The following is an 18,654-nucleotide window of genomic DNA, read 5'->3' on the forward strand; positions in this document are numbered from 1 at the left end:
AAAAACAAAAATGCCCAATGGTGAATTGAGCATTTTATCAGTGCGATTAACTTTAATTACCGGACTTAAGCAACTAGCCTTTAGGACTATTTGGCGACAATCGTGTTAACGCCATCTGGGCTGCCAACCAGCAATACATCAGCACCGCGGTTAGCAAATAAACCATTAGTGACCACACCAACAATATCATTTAATTGCTTTTCTAAGGTTTTAGGATCAAGAATGCGGTAGTTGTACATATCCAAAATTACATTACCATTGTCAGTGACGACACCTTCACGGTAAACCGGATCGCCACCTAATTTTACTAATTCACGAGCAACGTAAGAGCGCGCCATTGGGATCACTTCAATAGGCAGTGGAAACTCACCTAAAATCTCAACTTGCTTGGTATTATCAACAATACAAACAAACTTTTTAGCCACAGCCGCGACAATTTTTTCACGGGTTAATGCCGCGCCGCCGCCTTTAATCATGTCCATATGGTCATTGATTTCATCAGCGCCATCAACGTACACAGATAGATCTGAGACACTATTGAGATCAAATACTTCAATGCCTAAACTTTTTAGTTTTTGGGTTGAGGCTTCAGAGCTTGATACGGCGCCTTCAATGTCATCTTTCATTGTCGCTAACGCATCAATAAAGTGATTAACCGTTGAACCTGTTCCAACACCAACAATTGAACCTTCTTCAACATATTTAAGTGCAGCCCATCCAGCGGCTTTTTTCATTTCGTCTTGGGTCATATCAACATCCTGAGGTGGCAATCTACCAATGGTAAGTAATAAATTTGGTTAAGTATAACAAATGCTAAGCCATAGCAGGTACGTTGTTGGCTGATTTATTAACTGGCAGTTACACGAATCGTTACACTCAAGAGTTATAAGTGTATTGCCATATGCGTCAGTAAATCCCTATATACTTAACTTCGGTAAATAATATAGCTAAGCCATATGGGCGAGAAAATCAGCTTTAAGGAGTGATGGAGCTTAATAGGCAAGAATAAGCTGCATTTTTTATCGCGATATTACACCTGTAAAAAGTCATTTGTATCAATATTGGCGCAGTGTTTGATACAAAAGGATGTGATCTACAGCAATCTTAATCGCTATTGGTGGTGTGCAGGTTTAATTTAATCGAATGGTTCGTTAACCTATCTTATTTTTAAAAATAAACAGTGACTTAAGCCGCATAAATAGAATTTGCGATTGCGATGGACTTAATCGGATTTTACCGTTTTAACCTAAGATATAGAACAATTAAGATGCTTGCCATTAAACCATACTATGAACAAGGTTATTTATTATGACTAAGCTGACCACCGTTGCTGTAATGCTAGCTTCGATTTTTTCTATTTCAACTTCTCAGGCCAGTGAGCCCATTGAAGTCATTAAGCCTGCGGTGATCACCGAGCCTGAAAAAGTTGAGCTAGGTAAAATGCTTTTCTTTGAGCCACGTCTATCAATGTCTGGTTTTATCTCATGTAACTCATGTCATAACTTGTCCCTTGGTGGTGTGGATGCACTGCCGACCTCAATTGGTCATGAGTGGCAACAAGGTCCAATAAACTCGCCTACAGTCTTAAACGCTGATTATATGCTGGCGCAATTTTGGGATGGCCGCGCTGCAACCTTAAAAGAGCAAGCTGCAGGTCCTATCGATAATCCAAAAGAAATGGGTTATACCCATGATTTAGCAGTAGATACTATCGCTTCAATGCCTGCATATGTTGCGCGTTTTAATGACATTTATGGTTCAAATGAAGTCAACATCGACCGTATTACAGATGCCATAGCGACATTCGAAAAAACCTTAGTGACCCCAAATAGCCCATTTGATAAATATTTAGAAGGCGATAAAAAAGCCATCTCTGCAGATGCACAAACGGGTTATCAGTTATTTAAAGACAAAGGGTGTGTCGCGTGTCATAACGGCCCAGCGGTTGGCGGCACTATGTACATGAAAATGGGCTTAATTAAACCATTCCACACAGACAATCCAGCGGAAGGGCGTAAAGGGGTTACCGGTAAAGAAGCTGATAAGTTCGTCTTTAAAGTACCAACCTTACGTAACATTGAGCTTACCTACCCATATTTCCATGATGGTAGCGTATGGAACCTAGATGAAGCGGTTAATACCATGGCCGACATTCAACTAGGGCAAAAAATGTCAGCTAAAGAAACTGCACAAATGGTTGAGTTTTTGAACAGTTTAACCGGTGAGCAGCCACAAATTATGTTGCCGATTTTACCGCCTTCAAATGCGAATACACCGCGTCCAGTGCCGTTTAAATAATAGTGCCGTTTAAATAATAATGCCGTTTAAATAATAGTGCCGTTTAAATAATAATGCCTTTTAATAATAGCGGCGTTTAAACAGTATTGAAGTCGCGATAACACTTCAGCTTAACTTTACGCCTAGCTGAACATTATCTGCAACTCCCTCAAAACCTGCGCTAGTAATAGTGCAGGTTTTTTATTTCCCCGCTATTTAAGTGTGCGCTATTCATTTAGTTTAAGTCCTATTACACTGATATAAAAAATAGCAGGAACTCATAATGCTTAACATGGATTTTTCTCAGCGGGTTGTAATTGATACCAATAAACTTCAATGGGACAAAAGCCCAGCTCAAGGAGTGTGGCGTAAACGATTGGCCAGAGAAGAAGCTGAACGTGGTCATGCGACCAGTGTGGTGAAGTATGACGCTGGAGCAAGTTTTTCATCGCACCCGCATCCATTAGGTGAAGAGATATTAGTGTTATCAGGGGTGTTTTCAGATGAAACTGGCGATTATCCTACAGGGACTTATATTCGTAATCCCGAAGGCTTTAGTCATGCGCCCTTTAGCGTTCAAGGCTGTGAATTACTAGTAAAGCTACATCAATTTCAAGCTAGCGATGGCGCTCAAGTTCGTATCGATACTAACAATACACCATGGTCTGCTGGGCAAGGTGATTTAAAGGTGATGCCGCTGCATCAACATCTTACCGAATCGACAGCCTTAGTTTTTTGGCCTGCAGGTTGCCAATTTCAGCCTCATCGTCATTTTGGTGGTGAAGAAATTTACGTTATTAGCGGTGAGTTTATTGATGAATTAGGTCGTTATCCTGCAGGCACTTGGATCCGCAGTCCACATTTAAGTCAGCATAATCCTTATGTTGAACAAGATACGCTTATTTGGGTGAAAGTGGGTCATTTGCTGCTGGATGAGTAAGTTACACATTTTATAAGGACGATTGGTTAATCTTTTTATATGATGTTTATAGGATTTTTCACACTGTTTATGACAGCAATACAGGATTTAAAAGATATGACTGCACTGACAAATACCCAAGCTGATGTTGTTAGCTTTATCGAAACACTGTCTCAATCAATTGCTGAACCCGTTCGCTTTGATGATACGATGGCAATCATCGATGCTCACTATGATTTCACCCCAAGCGCTTTTACTAATGGTAAACAAGCTAACGACGCTGGCGAAAACTCAGGTTCTTGTAAGCTGTTTTCGTTTGCGCAAATTCACCAGTTAACCCAGCCTCAAACACTGCAATTATTTGGTCAATATTATCGGGATGTATTAGCCATGCCTGAGGGAAAAGATCATCAAAACATTCGTCAATTTATGTTTAATGGTTGGCAAGGAATTGAGTTTAGCCAAGTCGCATTAGTGTTGAAAGCTTCACATATTGACTAAAGTGCTCGCTTAGCGAGCATAAGTTTAATGACTCTATAAAGCACCATAGAGTCATTAAATCAGCTGTGAAAATATTATAAATTCAATGTGCTGAGCTTAACTTGATACAAGTTGCCCTTACCATTTTCAATACGGGTAAAAAATAAATAGTTATTATCTGGTGACATGATTGGAGTAAATTCATGATCTGCCGTATTGACTTTATTACCGAGACTTTTCGCCACAGACCATTGTCCATCACGTAAATATGAAATATATAAATCACCTTTACCTTGACTATCACTGCGACCTTTTATGCTGAAGATGATGCTTTTCCCGTCTCTTGATACGGCTGAATCACCAATACTCCCATTGCTACCATGCATAGTGCTTGATAATGCTTGCGGCGCCATGAAACCTTCTCCTTGGGCTTTAGCGACGTACATCAATCGTTGATCATTACGAAATGAAGGAAAGTATAAGTCACCATTAGCGGTAATTGAAGGGTATAAGTCAGCGGCATTAGAGCTGATATCCGCTAAATATTCAGGTTGTTGCCAACCATTATTAGTCAGTGCAACACGCCACAAATTAAGTGAATCAGCTTCGAGATTATCACTGCTAATAGGGCGTTTAGAGATAAAATATAGTTGGCTGAAATCTTGATTATAGTAGGGGTCAGCATCAAGAAATTCACCAGAAAAAGGCAACGACTCAGCAGTTTGCCATTGACCCTGCTTATAACTTGATTCCATTAATGTGCAATGACTAAAGTCATCATTACAGCGAGAGAAAATGACTTTATCGCCTTGTGCATTAAAGACGGTATTAATTTCAAAATTCTCTGGTGTTGAAATTATCCCAGGCGCAAATTCGACGGCTTTAATTGCGGCTTCATCTGAATGGTATGGCGCAGCTTGGACACTGGCAGTCAATAATATAGTTGTAGTTACTTGGGAGATTAGCGTGAGTGTTATTGATTTTATGCTCATGAGCTTCCTGCTTTGTTTAATATAAAATCCGTAAGCACAGGTTTAAGCTTACCTTAAACGTTAGTGCTGATAATGATTACTCAGCTATATTAACATCCGAACCCTTTTATGTGAACTTAAGTTCGCATTGGTGGGGCGAGAATTAAGTCTCTAGTTTCTTTATTTTGAGATCTTAACGTATAGCATTCATGAAACGCGTGTTCGGGCGCGGCCTCGAGTAATCATTTAAGCTTTGCCTTATCGCAATTGGATGGGAGGATATTGTATTGCTAGCGAGTTGGCTATTTATGACTCATGTTGCGTTGTAGAGGTGCACATCTACTGTATTCATATAGCTAATTTCGCACTTATGCGGCTGAAATGAATCCAAGCCAGATATTACCACTGTGATATCTGGCCGCAGATAAGGCTGTTTTTTATCGCTGAATCATTAATTATCTTAAACACCATTTTGTTCCAGCTAAGTTAGCTGTGATAAAGCTTAATATCCTTTTATCATCGGCTTTTACAAGTCGTTAAGATATTTAATGAGTTTCTTGAATGGCATTTGTAAACTCTCTAAAGCACTCAGCTTAATGTTATCGCATTGAGCTTTATCATCTTCAATTTGCTTGACTATTTTCGAGTCAGATATGCAGACTCGGATGTAATAGCCTTCATTAATCATATTTGTTATGCAATTGTTGCTTTAATGGCGCCAACTCTTTAGATTTGGTCAAGCTCATTTCTGTTAGGCTTTCCTTTTAAAGGTTTTACAATGCAAAGCGATGTCTCTATAGCCCGTGTTAAGCAGTTTCCATTACTCATGTGGATATTGTTGTTTGGCTCGTTTATTACTCGTGGCAGCTATTATATGGTGTGGCCGTTTCTCGCGATCATTTTATATGACAGGTTTGCGTTAAGTGCCACAGAAGTGGGATTGATTTTATCCAGTGCAGCATTGGTGTCTGTATTCACCAGTTTTATCGGTAGTGCATTGTCAGACCGTATTGGTCGGCACAAATTGATGTACATGACTGGTGTGCTATATATCATTTCTTTTTCATTGCTAGCACAAGTCGACAGCGTTAATGGTTATGTGGTGGTGATGACCTTATGTTCAATCGCGACCTCGATATGGCGACCGCTCACCTCAGCCGTTATCGGTGACATAATACATGATAAGCAAACCCGTGAATTGGCGATGCAATCATGGTATTTCATCGTCAATGTCGGCTGCGCTGTTGGGCCTATGATTGGCATTTGGTTAGGACTAACGGGTGAGCAATCGAGTTTTTACATCACAGCCGGTGCATTTGTGGTGTTACTGATAATGCTTTATTGGGGGTTTAGTCATCAATCAAATATTGATTCCGCTAAAAATACCGCTGATAAAGAGGCTCATTCGGGTGTAACAAAGCCTGTTGCAAAAGAAACTCGCCAGCAAATTTTTGCCATTTTAAAACAAGATAAATTGTTTCAATGTTTAATATTAGCCAATACCTTATGCATGTTTATTTATGCGCAAATGGACAGTTCGCTCATTCAGTATTTAACCCGAGCACAAGCGCCTCAATTACTGACGTTGATATCGAGTATAATTTTTACCAATGCATTAGTGATCATTTCTACGCAGTTTATCTTATTAAAACTGATGGCTAAATATAGTTTAATTCAGCGAATTCAATTTGGATTGATCTTGCTCATGTGCTCCCAAGTGTGGCTGGCATTAAACCCAGTGGATATATTTTGGGGCTGGATAGGGGCCGTAGTGGTGATGAGTCTTGCTGAGACGATTTTATTTCCGACCATGAATGTGCATATTGATCGCTTAGCCCCGCAACATCTTCGAGGCGCTTATTTTGGCGCAGCTTCATTTAGTGAAATTGGTTTTGCCATGGCGCCGTTAGGAGGAGGGATCATTCTTGACCTACTCGGAGGCCCGTGGCTATTTATGATAGGGGCGGTTTTATGTGTTGTGGTTATCAATCTTTATCGGATATTAACCAGACTTTCTCGACCCAATATTGCCGAAATGAAACTGAGTTAGCCCCCTAAAGTGGGTTTGCTGTTTATCTATTTGTCGAGCATTTGTCGAGCATTTGTCGAGGTAGTGGCGTCGTGTTTAATTTGCGCTGCTCTATATGATTAACGGCAGTGATCACCTATATCCCAGTGTGTTTGGTGATATACCTTTGGTATACGGTGGTCATACATGTTCATCGTATCGCAATATATAACCGTCTTTGGAGGATAAAGTTACCAGCCTTCAACGCCTTCCATATCTGGTAACTGATGCGCTATGCCTTTATGGCAATCAATACAAGTTTGTTCGCCGCTCTCTAAATACTTTGAGTGCATATTAGCTGCCCTATCTGATTGGCGAGTGAAGTCCATATAATCGTATTCATGACAATTTCGACATTCAAGTGAGTTATTGGCTTTTAATCGACGCCATTCATGTCCAGCAAGCTCACGACGTTTTGCTTCAAATTTTTCAGGGGTATCAATGGTGCCGACTAAATGTGCCCATATTTCTTTAGACGCTTGCATTTTTCGGGCAATTTTATCGGTCCATTTATGGGGCACATGACAATCATGACAAGTCGCTCTTACACCACTGCGATTGGTGAAATGAATGGTAGGTTTCATTTCTTCGTAAACATTTTGATGACAACTACTACAGAATTCTTCAGTGCTCGACATTTCTAATGCAGTATTAAACGCCCCCCAAAATATGACACCCGCTATAAAGCCGCCGATAACTAAGAAGCCTAAACTGTAATGAACACTAGGCTTTTTAATTACTCGCCACACAGTACCTAATAATGCTTTTAATTTCTCCATTGAATCACCTTATTGGAATATCGGGGGCAAATTGAGTAGTGCAAATGATGTGGGGTAAATGAGTTAGAAGTATAAATATAGCTGAACAATACTAAGTGGTAGTTATTATTTACTTTCTATAGAAGTAAATGGGACCCAAATATGATGCATTATTAACGCTTAGTGTATGGTAGTTAACCTTGTCGTGACGATGAGTTCTTGTGAGGATTGATTTTTAGTATTGAGACGCTGTCACTCTGCTTTACTGCTTATTGAGTGTATTGCACAAAGCAATTACGGCCTTTTTCTTTGGCTTGATAAAGCGCTTTGTCGGCTTTTTTAACCATCGAGATCTTGTCTGAATCCGGGTTAATTTGTTCTAAATAGAATCCCACCGAGCAAGTCACATAATGTTGCCCTGCGACCTTACCATGGGGTTCTTTTAATTCTTGCCATTGGTTGATGATGTTATTGGCAAGCTCAAGGCATTGCTCTTGTGTCACTTGCGTTGAAACCACCACAAACTCCTCACCGCCATATCGGGCGACAATATCAGATGATCTACGGAAGACTTTAGTTAAGTTACTGGCTTGCAACTTAATAATATTGTCTCCTTTTACGTGGCCATAGCCATCGTTGTAACCTTTAAAATAATCAAGGTCGATAATAAATACACAAATACAATTTCCTGATCTGTTTTGCAAACTGAGTTGCTCTGAAAAGCGTGCTTCAAAAGTCCGGCGATTATAAATACCGGTTAAATGGTCTATCTGACTTAATCGATTCAATTTTTTATTAGCTTTTGACAGCTGTTTTAATGCCCGTTCTATTTGTAATACTCCTAGCAGGCCAACAATCAAGCCTACGACAACAAAACCTAAACTGACGGCCGTTTTATTACCATAAATAGGCTCTGTGAGTACGATGCTGGCAAAACCAATCAGCACTATTAATGAATAAGGTACAGAATATTTAAATGACATACGAAATACGAATAGGGTAAATAAGCTATACATAACAGTGCCTTCATAAGGAAAGGCAAAGGCTTCCATTTGCCAACACATTAGTATTAACCAATAGTTGATAAAGGTGAGCAACAGCATGGTGACGGCAAGCGCCATTTGGTAGAACTTCGAAAATTGCGGGTGAAAAGAGGCCAATAAAAAAGCAATACAGACAGGTAACTGCAGGTATAAACGAGAAGTGATGTATATATCGCTTACGGCATCAGGTACTAGGGCTAAATCTGCAATCATAAAGCTGCCAAGTAAAGCCGTGCCAATAATGACCAATAGCCTAAATTGAAAAAGGCTTAAAGACGTGTTGCCTATGGTGTTGGTATGTTTGTTACCCAAGCATATTGGCCTTTGTGTCATTAATTCGTTTAATATCAATATAAATAGTATGGTCATTTGATGTTAGCACAAATCGTTAATGGCGAAACAAGTCTTTATAGTCTCAATAATATCATCGACATAGCACAACTAGTGTAGCGGCGCTTTTTGTACTGGAGCTTGTTGTTTTAACAAGTCCTTGATTCAGAATTCACTTATCAAGCAATTTGGCAATGTAACGCTTAAGTATCTAAAACGTTACTGACATAATCACAGGGCGAGTATTGCACTATTATTAGTACAGGCCATTAATACAGGCAATTAGTACAGATAATTACTACAGAGAATTAGTTCAGAGATAGGCAGCGCTATTAGTGAGCGCAACCCATTAAGGTCATTATTACTACAATTATCACTGTCATGTTTAAAAGGTGCTTTATTACTAATGAGAAAGCCATTTGACTCATGCAGAATTCATTCAAGCTAAATATCTGAATGGTTGTATAAAATTAAATATATTTTAAAGGATGTTATATGAAACGCATGCTCATCGCTTTGTTAGCGAGTTACGCACCATTTGCAGCTGCCAATGACGTAGTGTTGTGGCAAGACAACAGTTTATCTTACCTTTATGGTGATGATTTTAAAGTCAATCCTGAGATTCAGCAAACGCTGACTTTTGAGCATGCCAGTGGCTGGAGTATTGGTGATTTATTTATGTTTGTCGATTTCACTAAATACAATGGTGAAGAGGACTTCTTAAATGGTAAAACCGCCTATTATGGTGAACTTAGCCCGCGCTTCAGCTTCAGTAAAATGCTTGGTAAGCCTGTTGAAATAGGGTTTGTGAAGGATGTATTACTGGCAACTACCATTGAGTTTGGTGAGGGCGATGTCGAGTCATTTTTGATTGGTGCAGGGTTTGATTTAGCCGTACCCGGTTTTGATTTTTTTCAACTTAATATGTATAGACGCATGCCTGATGGGCGCGATGGTGACACTTGGCAAATAACACCGACCTGGAAAGTTACTTGGCCAGTTGGTGAGTCCAATATCGTATTTGATGGTTTTATTGATTGGGTCGTTGATTCTGATGGCAGTTATGAAAAGAACTTTCATTTCAATCCACAGCTAAAATATGATTTAGGCAAGCAAGTCGGCATGCGAGACAGTGCGCTTTATGTGGGTCTTGAATATGACTATTGGAAAAATAAATACGGTATCAAGAGTCGCTCAGGCTTTAATACCAACCAAAATGTTACTAGTTTATTGGTAAAGTATCACTTCTAGGGTGCTTATTAGGCATTAGTAAATAGTCAGGGTATTCATAATAAGTGATGTTTACTCTGATTTTTTGTTTTTATAATGATATTACAATGTCCTTGTCGCAGTTAAACCATTGCTCTACAGCCTCAGACATATAGCTCCACTAATTGAGCCCAAAAAGTTTCTTTTTTATCGAACCATTAAACTGAAAAATAATAGCAGTCTTAAACAATATTCTGGCTAAAATGTCTATACTCAAAGTGTATTATTTTTGACTAATGAGTTGCTATGGCCTTAATAGCCCCCCCAATACCTTTCGATTTATTAGAATTTTTCAGCGCGGATAACCCTCTTTTGCAGTTTACGATTGATACGCTTCCGGTGCCGATTTTTTACAAAGATGTGAATGGGGTTTATTTGGGCTGTAATCGGGCTTTTGAAGACTTCATAAAAATATCGAGACAACAACTGGTGGGGTTTAGCGTATATCAATTGTTTGATAAAGCCTTGGCGGATAGTTACCAACAAGCGGATCAAGCCTTGTTTGATAATCCTGGGGTGCAAATTTATGAAAAAGAAATTCGCACCAATAGCGGAGATATTGTGTTTGTAAAATTTCACAAAACCAGCTTTTTTGATGCGGAAGGTAATGTGGCTGGTTTAATCGGAGTAATATTCGATGTAACCGAACAAAAAGCCTTAGAAGCCAAATTGACTCAACATGCCACTTTTGATTACTTAACAGGCTTTTATAATCGCCGTGAAGGCGCGGCTATCGCGTTAGAAAACATGGTATTAGCGGTAAATGGCGAAATTGAATTTGGGGTGATCATGCTGGATGTTGACCACTTTAAACGTGTAAATGATCAATTCGGTCATGGCGTTGTAGATCTGGCCTTGCAACATATCGCTGCCATTATTAAGCAATCAAATTCGCCTGAAACTACAGTAATTCGATGGGGCGGTGAAGAGTTTCTTCTATTAATCAAAGCGCCTCTTAGCGATACTGTTGCTAGCCGCTCTAATGATGAGCACGATTTTAAACATGACATGCTCGTCATTGCTAACGATATTCGTGAGGCTGTTGCTTCAACGCCAATTAAACTCGACTCGCAACTTGTTCATCTTAGCATTAGCTGTGGGGTGAGTTGTTATACGAAGCAAAGCTTACGCGCACTCATTAATGAAGCTGATGAACTTTTGTATCAAGCTAAAAATAACGGCCGTAATCAAGTTTGCGGTTAATTTAGTGCTATGACCGCAAACTTATAACAAGCAGGACGATAGCGTTTTCTGAGGTATTCTTTTCATACAATCGCTTTCGTATTTCGGGCTGAACAAACTTATTCCTCAATCTTTACTCCATAAACCTTAACCCACACACCTTACGCCATACTCCACATGCCATCGTTTTAGCAGACTAGCTTCAAAATTATTGAGTTCAAGGGAGGGTTACAGACTGTCTCGCAGATTAAGCTTTTTATCAATAACGCTAGTTGTTGCATAAAGGTTAAATGACGTTTACCTTAAAATATGTGATTAAAAAATAATAAAAATTTAGCTTAGCAGTTCTTGTGCTAACGAGAACTCGATAACAAAGTTGAACTTAAGACGGAGAAAGTCAGCTGCAACTGACTCATAAAATAATAATGGACTCAAACATGATTAAGGTAATACAGATTTATTTTATCCCCGCAGCGGTATTTCTGTCAGTGCTTATTGGTGGTGGTTATGGGACGGGCAGAGAGGTTATCGAGTTTTTTACCCAATACGGCCAAATGGGAGGCGTATTAGCCATATGCACGGCAACGGTAATTTTTGCAATAGTATTAGGAATAACCTTTGAATTTGCACGGGTGTTTAAGGTTTATGATTATCGCCATTTCTTTAAGAAATTAATTGGGCCTTTTTGGGTTGTATTTGAAATCTTATACATCTTACTGTTTTTGTTAGTGCTGGGGGTGGTGAGCGCCGCTGCGGGTAACACTTTGCAAGAGCGCTTTGATGTGCCTGCCACAATAGGGCTAATTTTAATGCCAATATTGGTGGCTTTGTTTGTGCTTTTTGGGCGACTGGTGGTTGAGAAGGCGTTAGCCTTGTGGTCAGTGCTGATGTACGGGGTATTTATTACTTATTTCGTCATTGTGGTTGGCCAATCTGATACGGATTTATTAGCCGCTACTGCGCTAACGGATATTGAGCCAAGCTGGTGGTTTGGCGGCGCATTGTATGCGATGTATAACTTGGCGATTGCCCCAGGGTTATTATTTTCTACCCGCGATATTGTAACTCGGCAGCAGGCTTTCGTGTCAGCTGCGATTGCCGCAGTTGCTATTATGATCCCGGCGTTGCTGTTCCACTTAAGTTACAGCGTTGGCTATCCTGATGTATTAGATAAACCGCTGCCCAATTATTGGATGATCCAGCAATTTGCCCCCGATTGGCTGTTAATGCTATTTATCATCGCTTTGTTTGGCACGCTTATCGAAACCGGTGTCGGCTTAGTGCAAAGTGTTATTGAACGTATCCCTGCCACCAGTGATGAGGCTAATGCAAAGCCTTGGTTAAGAGCGCTCATCGCCTTCGGTACAGTGTCATTGGCTGCATTGCTTGGCACCATAGGCATTGTCGATCTCATAGGTAAAGGTTACAGCTTGATGTCTTACGGATTTGCATGTGTTTATGTGCTGCCAATATGTACCCTTGGTGTTTATAAGGTGGTTAAAGCAGGCAATGGTGGGGCGCTAGAAATGCCACTGACTGAGGTTCAATAACAATAAAGTTTATTCTTCATCGCATGTGTCGAGTTAGATTCCTATATCGTCATTTTAGATGGCGTAACAGGCGCTATTAACACAGCGGGAACATTAATCAAAACGGACTGTTAAGCCTATTCAGTGCATCTTTCAGCATGAGGTTAAGAGCGAACTCTGTCGCTCTTGACTCTAGATTCTATCTCTTAATTCTTAATTCTTAATTCTTAATTCTTAATTCTTAATTCTTAATTCTTAATTCTTAACTCCTAGCACCTAACGCCGATATAGACTGTCACTCTAGTATTATTGCTTTATTTGACGAACTTGGGATTAACCTAAGTATCGTTTCATATACCTAAAGCTGGGCTAGCTTAACTGACGGCAGCATTATTGGCTGCAGCGCGAGCGGAGACAATACGCGCTCGAAGTTGGTCATAGCACCAATTGTATATAATCGCGTATATCAAGAAGAATACCACCACCCCAATGTTCATCATAAACACCGTCCAGAAATCTAACTGCAACACCCACATCATAAAGGGCTGTGTGGCAAAAATAAGACCAAACTCAAAACCTAGACCATGACCTAAGCGCATTTTAAGGGTGCGTTTAATACGGTTATGACCAAATATATGGTCAAAGCCTAAGTTGTATGCATAATTCCAACTCATTGCAATTAGCGATAAGCCTACCGCTAAGCCTGTAGCAGACTTTGGGCCCGCATCAGTAAATAAAGTTGCGGCGCCGATAACAAATGCTAAAGCAATCGCTTCAAATAATACGCTGTGAAAAATGCGCTCTTTGGTGTTCATGGTCATTCTCATTTCTGTTGGGTAGTGGTTCTTGGTTGCTAAAGTTATCATTAATGACAAAAGAATAAAGTGAGTGACTACCTTAAAAAGTGATAGATAAAATGTAAAACAGCTTGGAATATTGTTGTAGCAGCCCAGTAAGGGGGATTTTCAGCCTTTTGCAAAAGAAGTTTCACACTAAACCTATGAGAAATCCCCGGCGTTAATGTAGCTTAGCGATGTCATCGTTGACGTCTTAAATCATTAAAGCTCACGAGACTGTGGCATTATTAATAGGAAGCTATTCAATAGGATTTTATAAATCGAGTTTTATAAATAGGGAGCAATATGCAACTCCCTACTCATTTAGGAGGATAAGCTAGTTTTAGTTAAGCGGAGTACTGACTCGCTTTACGTGAGTAACGCTGCTGAAAACTAAATGGACTCATTTTCAAGGTGCGAATCGCATCAACCCAGCCAGCTACCATAGGCACCAGTGTCCAGCTAAACACTAAGTACAAGCTACCCTTGAGATACTGACCTAAATAGAATTTATGCAAACCTAAGCCTCCAAACAGCACACTAAACCATATTGCAAGCTTCTGATTTTTGATGCGAACATCTGGGTCGACGCCACCGAGGGCATCTAAACCTAGCGCGGCATGACATTGTGGGCAAGTCACTTGGTTAAGGTCGATTTTTTGGCTGCACTGTGGGCAATTAATCTGTTGCATCGCAAACTCCAATGGTCAATATCGCTGATAAGGCATTATGGGTACAAGTGTGCGCTGAACAAAGGTGCATAGTTCACAAAACGAAAATAAAGCCAAAATCTAATAAGCTTTTAAGGTATCTAGGCAAAGGCTAGCGGATTTACAAATGCTTTTTTGATAGGTGATTAACTTGACCACTTCACATCAGTCATCCTCAGGGCTGTGTGGCAAAAATAAGACCAAACTCAAAACCTAGACCATGGCCTAAGCGCATTTTAAAGGTGCGTTTAATGCGGTTATAATTAACATGGCCACCTAATTAACAGACATGTTAAGTGTTTACGGGGGAGTATTTAGCGTCAGACTTCATTTGAATTTGAATAGCCATATAAGTCATCGCAATCCAAGTATAAAGTCGTTACGTTACTTTTTAACAATGAGTGGCATGTTAAGTTCATGCTGCTTTTCCCGCCATCTCCAGTGAAACAAACTCTTTGGAAATAGCATTGATGCTTCTAAATTGGTACCACTGCAACCCGCATATCAACAACGAACACACAATAAAGCTGATAACGGGAAGCAGAAGCATTGTGGTTAATGGGTCTGCTAAATTAAGTAACATCATTAAATCCATTCATTAGTCCTCATTACTTACTAATGCTGTATCTGGCTCTGTTACTGATTCAGTCAACTCAAGAGAGGTACTTAGCTCAAATAGTTGCTCTGCGATTTTACTATGCAGATTCAAAGTAATTTCTTGTTTCGCAGTTTGTAGCATTTCTGTGGTTGCTTCAGTAAAACGTGTTTCTAATGCACTCACGACATCAGCACTACTCAATTCATTTGCTTGAGCGCCAATACTTGCTGTTGCAATAATGGCAATTAACGCTAATTTTTTAAATGTACGGTTAGTTTTTGTAGATGCTGAACGAGCTACTAAATTTGTATTTGAGGTTGAGTTAAACATGGTGTCTTCCTTTTCAATTATGGGGTACACCTAGGTTATTACAAGCTGCGTGCCAAGTTTTAAAATAGTCGTTTAAATGCCTGATTTAAAATGATTTTAAATAGTTTTAATCAAAAGCAAATCAAAACATATTCAATTTACACCTGTGTGATAAATGAACAGTTAGTCATTTTAACCACCTAAATAGTGAGTTTAGCTAACTCTTAATTAGCAAACCGCAAATACAAAAAAATAGCTTAATCAGTGGTGATATTATTAGGGTAGGAAGTGACATCTGAAATATGTTGGATCAGAGTAAACTAAATCCAAACACGTAGCAGTCTCCAATACTTTTTAATAATGGGTGGCATGTTTAGTTTTGCTGCTAATTCTAAGCCCAGCCCTAATCCTAACCCTGAACATTAGAAATTTAGCCTGAGTCGTTATGGTCAGGCTCTGATCCATTTATTCTCAAATTTTTACGGTATTAATGGCGGAGAAAGCCGTAGCGCTTTGCCCATACTAAACGAAAGGAAACCAAAAGCATTTCCCTTTTCGCTTCTTGCATCAAACGTCTTGCAGCCCCCATTGATACAGCATTCACCTCATGGGGTTAGACCTAATTTAAACTGATGAGTTTTAGATTAAGTTACTCTTGCCACTGACTCTACACACTGACTCTACCCACTTACTTTTAACCTATTTCCTTTAAAGTTTTCTTTATTAATTGGAAATAAAATCATTGCTTTAGGAGTTATTTTAGGTGCGGTAGTTAGCATTGGTTAGATTGAGAAACAAGGATTTAAAGGCTTTTGACTTGAATTAAGCCTTTCCACAACCAATATATATTTTAAGCATAAACAAACAGGTGGAAGTATGTTTAAAAGGGTTATGGAAAAACTGCAAAGGTCATCGATTGAATCCGACCTTAAACCGTTTAAGAAAACGTTGACACAAATAAACTCCTTTAGCGAGACATTGAAATCGCTTTGTGATGATGAACTCAAAGCACAGCTACAATCACTGTGTGCTTCTATTTCCCCGCCAATGAATATATCCACTCAAGTTAAAATTTTTGCTTCTGTGTCAGAAATATCAAACAGACTATTAGGCATGAGGCCCTTCGATAGCCAAATGTTGGCCGGGTTAGCATTACATGACGGTTATATTGTCGATATGAAAACCGGGGAAGGTAAAACATTGGCCGCAGCTGCCCCCGTTATTGTTAACGCATTAGCTGGCCGCAAAGTTCACGTACTCACCTTTAATGACTATCTGGCTAAACGAGACAGTCACTTTTTACAGCCCCTCTATCAATTTTTTGGTTTGAGCGTGGGAATGATCCAAGCTGACATGTCGTGTAAACAACGCAAAAAAGCTCATGCCTGCGACATTGTTTATGCCACAGCCCGAGAAGTTGGCTTTGATTATTTACGTGATCAATTGGTGCATTATAAACAGCAAAAAGTATTGTCGGGATTAGATGTTGCCATTGTTGATGAAGCCGATTCGATTCTAATTGACGAAGCCCGTATTCCTCTGGTTATTTCAGGTGATATCCACCAAAACAATGATCAACTGACGCACATTGCGACGGTAATTAAACAATTAGACAAAACAAACGATTATGCGGTCGATGAATTTAGCACCTCTGTTCACTTGACGGACAGCGGCAGTCGTAAAATAGAGCAACAATTTGGCTGTGAAAACCTATTTGATATCGATAATTTGCCCTTGCTGACCAGCGTCAATCTAGCACTGCACGTCGAGGTTTTGCTGGTCAAAGACATAGATTACATAGTTAAAGACAACAGCATCAAACTGGTTGATGAATTCACAGGTAGAATTGCCGAAAAGCACCGCTGGCCAGATGGTATGCAATCGGCATTGGAATCCAAAGAAGGTCTGCCAGTCAAAAAGGAAGGTCAAACCCTAGGTTCAATCACCTTGCAACATTTGATGTGTTTGTTTAAGAAAGTGAGCGGCATGACCGGCACCGCGGTGTTGGCAGCGCAAGAGTTTGAGCAGTTATACCAATTAAAAACCTGTGTTATTCCACCGCGTAAACCCTGCATTAGAATAGACAAGCCAGATCGGGTGTTCAGTACAAAAGCCGAAAAAACCATTGCCATTTGCAATGAAATATCCTTGATTCAACGTACAGGGCAACCTGTTTTGGTGGGCACGCCCAATGTCCGCGAGTCTGAAAACTTATATGCTTTGTTAGTTGAAAAAGGGATTGAGTGTTGTCTGCTCAATGCTAAAAATGATGAGCAGGAAGCCCAAATAATTGCTCAGGCAGGTGCTTGGGGGGCCGTCACCATCTGTACCAACTTGGCCGGACGCGGTACAGATATTTTACTGGGGGCAAAAGACACTGCAAGCAATATACAAGTAAAAAAGGCAGGTGGCCTGCATATTATCGGCACTAGCCGATTTGAGTCGAGACGGATAGATGATCAATTACGTGGACGGGCGGCAAGGCAAGGCGAGCCTGGGTCTTCGCAATATTTTGTCAGCCTTGAAGACAAATTGTTTAATCACTTGGGGCAGGATGGCTTGTTGTCTGGCAAAAGTGACACTGGGGAGTTGCTATCCAATGCCCGTATCAGCAAAAAAATTGCGCACGGCCAGCGAGTGCTAGAAGGCGCGAATCTTGATAGACGCAAAGCGTTATACAAATACAGTGATTTGGTTGAACAGCAAAGGCAAATGATCCACCAACTACGGAATGACATTTTACAGGGGGAAGGGGCTGAAGAGTTTAAAAGCAAAGTCACATCGCGTTGGCAAAATCTCAGTACAGTCGTGAGTGATGAAAAGCTCAATGAAGCCCTGAATATTGTAGTTATGCACGCCATCGACAAACTATGGGTCCAGCATTTGTCTGAGATTGACTATATCAAAGAAGGCATTAATTTAGTGGGGACAGCGGGCTCCAGTTTTATGTTAAGTGGTAACGAGCCTTACCATGTGTTTATCCATCAGGTGCAGCAAGTTTTTGAACAATTATTGGCAGAATTAAAAACTGCGGTGGTTGATTTGTTCAATAAGCTTGCCATAGACGAAAACGGGATTAATCCCAACAGTGAATTATTTGCAATGACAAAATCGACCTCATCATATGTGGTCGCTGATAATCCATTTGACGCTGTAGACAGACAGTTTATAGCCAGTATATGGAAGAAGTTGAAGTTAGAATAAAATTTATTGGAGGTAGAGAAACTAACTTCGATTGTAGGAACATGTTGGGGAAAATGAATATTTTACGTCGGAGTAGAGGGTGTAACAGATTCTGTGTAACTGCAATTTAGTTAATATGCTTCACAATTCTGTCTTCGAACTCAATAATAAATCGGCTCATCGCAGTACGCC

16 protein-coding genes are annotated in these 18,654 nt (G+C 40.0%); 8 read left to right on the forward strand and 8 right to left on the reverse strand.

Features of this window, described 5'->3' with window-relative positions; genetic code table 11:
* Window positions 1-86: 86 nt before the first annotated feature.
* Window positions 87-749 (reverse strand): ribose-5-phosphate isomerase RpiA, encoded by a 663-nt coding sequence (gene rpiA, locus Q4591_RS15940; RefSeq protein WP_102440469.1) that lies wholly within the window; start codon window positions 747-749, stop codon window positions 87-89.
* A 559-nt stretch (window positions 750-1,308) separates the two neighbouring features.
* Here rpiA and Q4591_RS15945 point away from each other — a divergent pair.
* The 3 genes from Q4591_RS15945 (at window position 1,309) to Q4591_RS15955 (ending at window position 3,697) form a co-directional block, all read left to right on the forward strand.
* Entirely contained in the window at window positions 1,309-2,298 is a 990-nt protein-coding gene (locus Q4591_RS15945; protein WP_102476288.1) for a cytochrome-c peroxidase, read from the forward strand.
* Between the two features lie 262 nt (window positions 2,299-2,560).
* Window positions 2,561-3,217: a cupin domain-containing protein gene (locus Q4591_RS15950; RefSeq protein WP_102520157.1), complete on the forward strand. Its 657-nt coding sequence runs from the start codon at window positions 2,561-2,563 to the stop codon at window positions 3,215-3,217.
* Between the two features lie 69 nt (window positions 3,218-3,286).
* Window positions 3,287-3,697 carry a HopJ type III effector protein gene (locus Q4591_RS15955; protein WP_303461876.1) on the forward strand — a complete coding sequence of 137 codons (411 nt, stop codon included), beginning with the start codon at window positions 3,287-3,289 and terminating at the stop codon, window positions 3,695-3,697.
* Window positions 3,698-3,771: 74 nt separating this feature from the next.
* Here Q4591_RS15955 and Q4591_RS15960 read toward each other — a convergent pair whose 3' ends face one another.
* Window positions 3,772-4,668: a PD40 domain-containing protein gene (locus tag Q4591_RS15960; RefSeq protein WP_102531035.1), complete on the reverse strand. Its 897-nt coding sequence runs from the start codon at window positions 4,666-4,668 to the stop codon at window positions 3,772-3,774.
* 757 nt (window positions 4,669-5,425) lie between these two features.
* Between Q4591_RS15960 and Q4591_RS15965 the strand changes: the two genes are divergently transcribed.
* On the forward strand, window positions 5,426-6,697 hold the full coding sequence (locus Q4591_RS15965) for an MFS transporter (protein WP_303461879.1): 1,272 nt from the start codon (window positions 5,426-5,428) through the stop codon (window positions 6,695-6,697).
* Between the two features lie 209 nt (window positions 6,698-6,906).
* On the opposite strand, the gene Q4591_RS15970 is transcribed toward Q4591_RS15965, so the two are convergent.
* Window positions 6,907-7,494, reverse strand: a complete 588-nt coding sequence (locus Q4591_RS15970; protein ID WP_303461881.1) for a NapC/NirT family cytochrome c — start codon at window positions 7,492-7,494, stop codon at window positions 6,907-6,909.
* A 248-nt stretch (window positions 7,495-7,742) separates the two neighbouring features.
* A complete protein-coding gene (locus Q4591_RS15975; RefSeq protein WP_303461883.1) occupies window positions 7,743-8,828 on the reverse strand; it encodes a GGDEF domain-containing protein in 1,086 nt (361 codons plus the stop codon).
* A gap of 513 nt (window positions 8,829-9,341) precedes the next feature.
* Between Q4591_RS15975 and Q4591_RS15980 the strand changes: the two genes are divergently transcribed.
* The 3 genes from Q4591_RS15980 to Q4591_RS15990 all read left to right on the forward strand — a co-directional run bounded on the left by Q4591_RS15980 (window position 9,342) and on the right by Q4591_RS15990 (window position 12,847).
* The gene (locus tag Q4591_RS15980; RefSeq protein ID WP_303461885.1) at window positions 9,342-10,097 is read left to right on the forward strand and encodes an outer membrane protein OmpK; all 756 of its coding nucleotides are present in this window, start codon (window positions 9,342-9,344) and stop codon (window positions 10,095-10,097) included.
* Window positions 10,098-10,361: 264 nt separating this feature from the next.
* The gene (locus Q4591_RS15985) at window positions 10,362-11,318 is read left to right on the forward strand and encodes a GGDEF domain-containing protein (RefSeq protein WP_303461887.1); all 957 of its coding nucleotides are present in this window, start codon (window positions 10,362-10,364) and stop codon (window positions 11,316-11,318) included.
* Window positions 11,319-11,734: 416 nt separating this feature from the next.
* A complete protein-coding gene (locus Q4591_RS15990) occupies window positions 11,735-12,847 on the forward strand; it encodes a hypothetical protein (protein WP_102440479.1) in 1,113 nt (370 codons plus the stop codon).
* A 353-nt stretch (window positions 12,848-13,200) separates the two neighbouring features.
* Here the strand turns inward: Q4591_RS15990 and Q4591_RS15995 are convergent, their stop codons facing one another.
* The 4 genes from Q4591_RS15995 to Q4591_RS16010 form a co-directional block, all read right to left on the reverse strand.
* Window positions 13,201-13,641 (reverse strand): PACE efflux transporter, encoded by a 441-nt coding sequence (locus tag Q4591_RS15995; RefSeq protein WP_102440480.1) that lies wholly within the window; start codon window positions 13,639-13,641, stop codon window positions 13,201-13,203.
* Window positions 13,642-14,009: 368 nt separating this feature from the next.
* Window positions 14,010-14,354, reverse strand: a complete 345-nt coding sequence (locus Q4591_RS16000; protein ID WP_102440481.1) for a TM2 domain-containing protein — start codon at window positions 14,352-14,354, stop codon at window positions 14,010-14,012.
* A 433-nt stretch (window positions 14,355-14,787) separates the two neighbouring features.
* Entirely contained in the window at window positions 14,788-14,967 is a 180-nt protein-coding gene (locus Q4591_RS16005) for a hypothetical protein (RefSeq protein WP_303461890.1), read from the reverse strand.
* Between the two features lie 3 nt (window positions 14,968-14,970).
* Complete coding sequence (locus tag Q4591_RS16010; RefSeq protein WP_102476295.1) at window positions 14,971-15,300, reverse strand: hypothetical protein; 330 nt, start codon at window positions 15,298-15,300, stop codon at window positions 14,971-14,973.
* 870 nt (window positions 15,301-16,170) lie between these two features.
* On the opposite strand from Q4591_RS16010, the gene secA2 reads away from it, so the two are divergent.
* Entirely contained in the window at window positions 16,171-18,483 is a 2,313-nt protein-coding gene (gene secA2 / locus Q4591_RS16015) for an accessory Sec system translocase SecA2 (protein WP_303461892.1), read from the forward strand.
* Window positions 18,484-18,654 lie beyond the last annotated feature (171 nt).

The organism is Shewanella sp. 3_MG-2023, assembly GCF_030548765.1.
Lineage (GTDB): Bacteria > Pseudomonadota > Gammaproteobacteria > Enterobacterales > Shewanellaceae > Shewanella.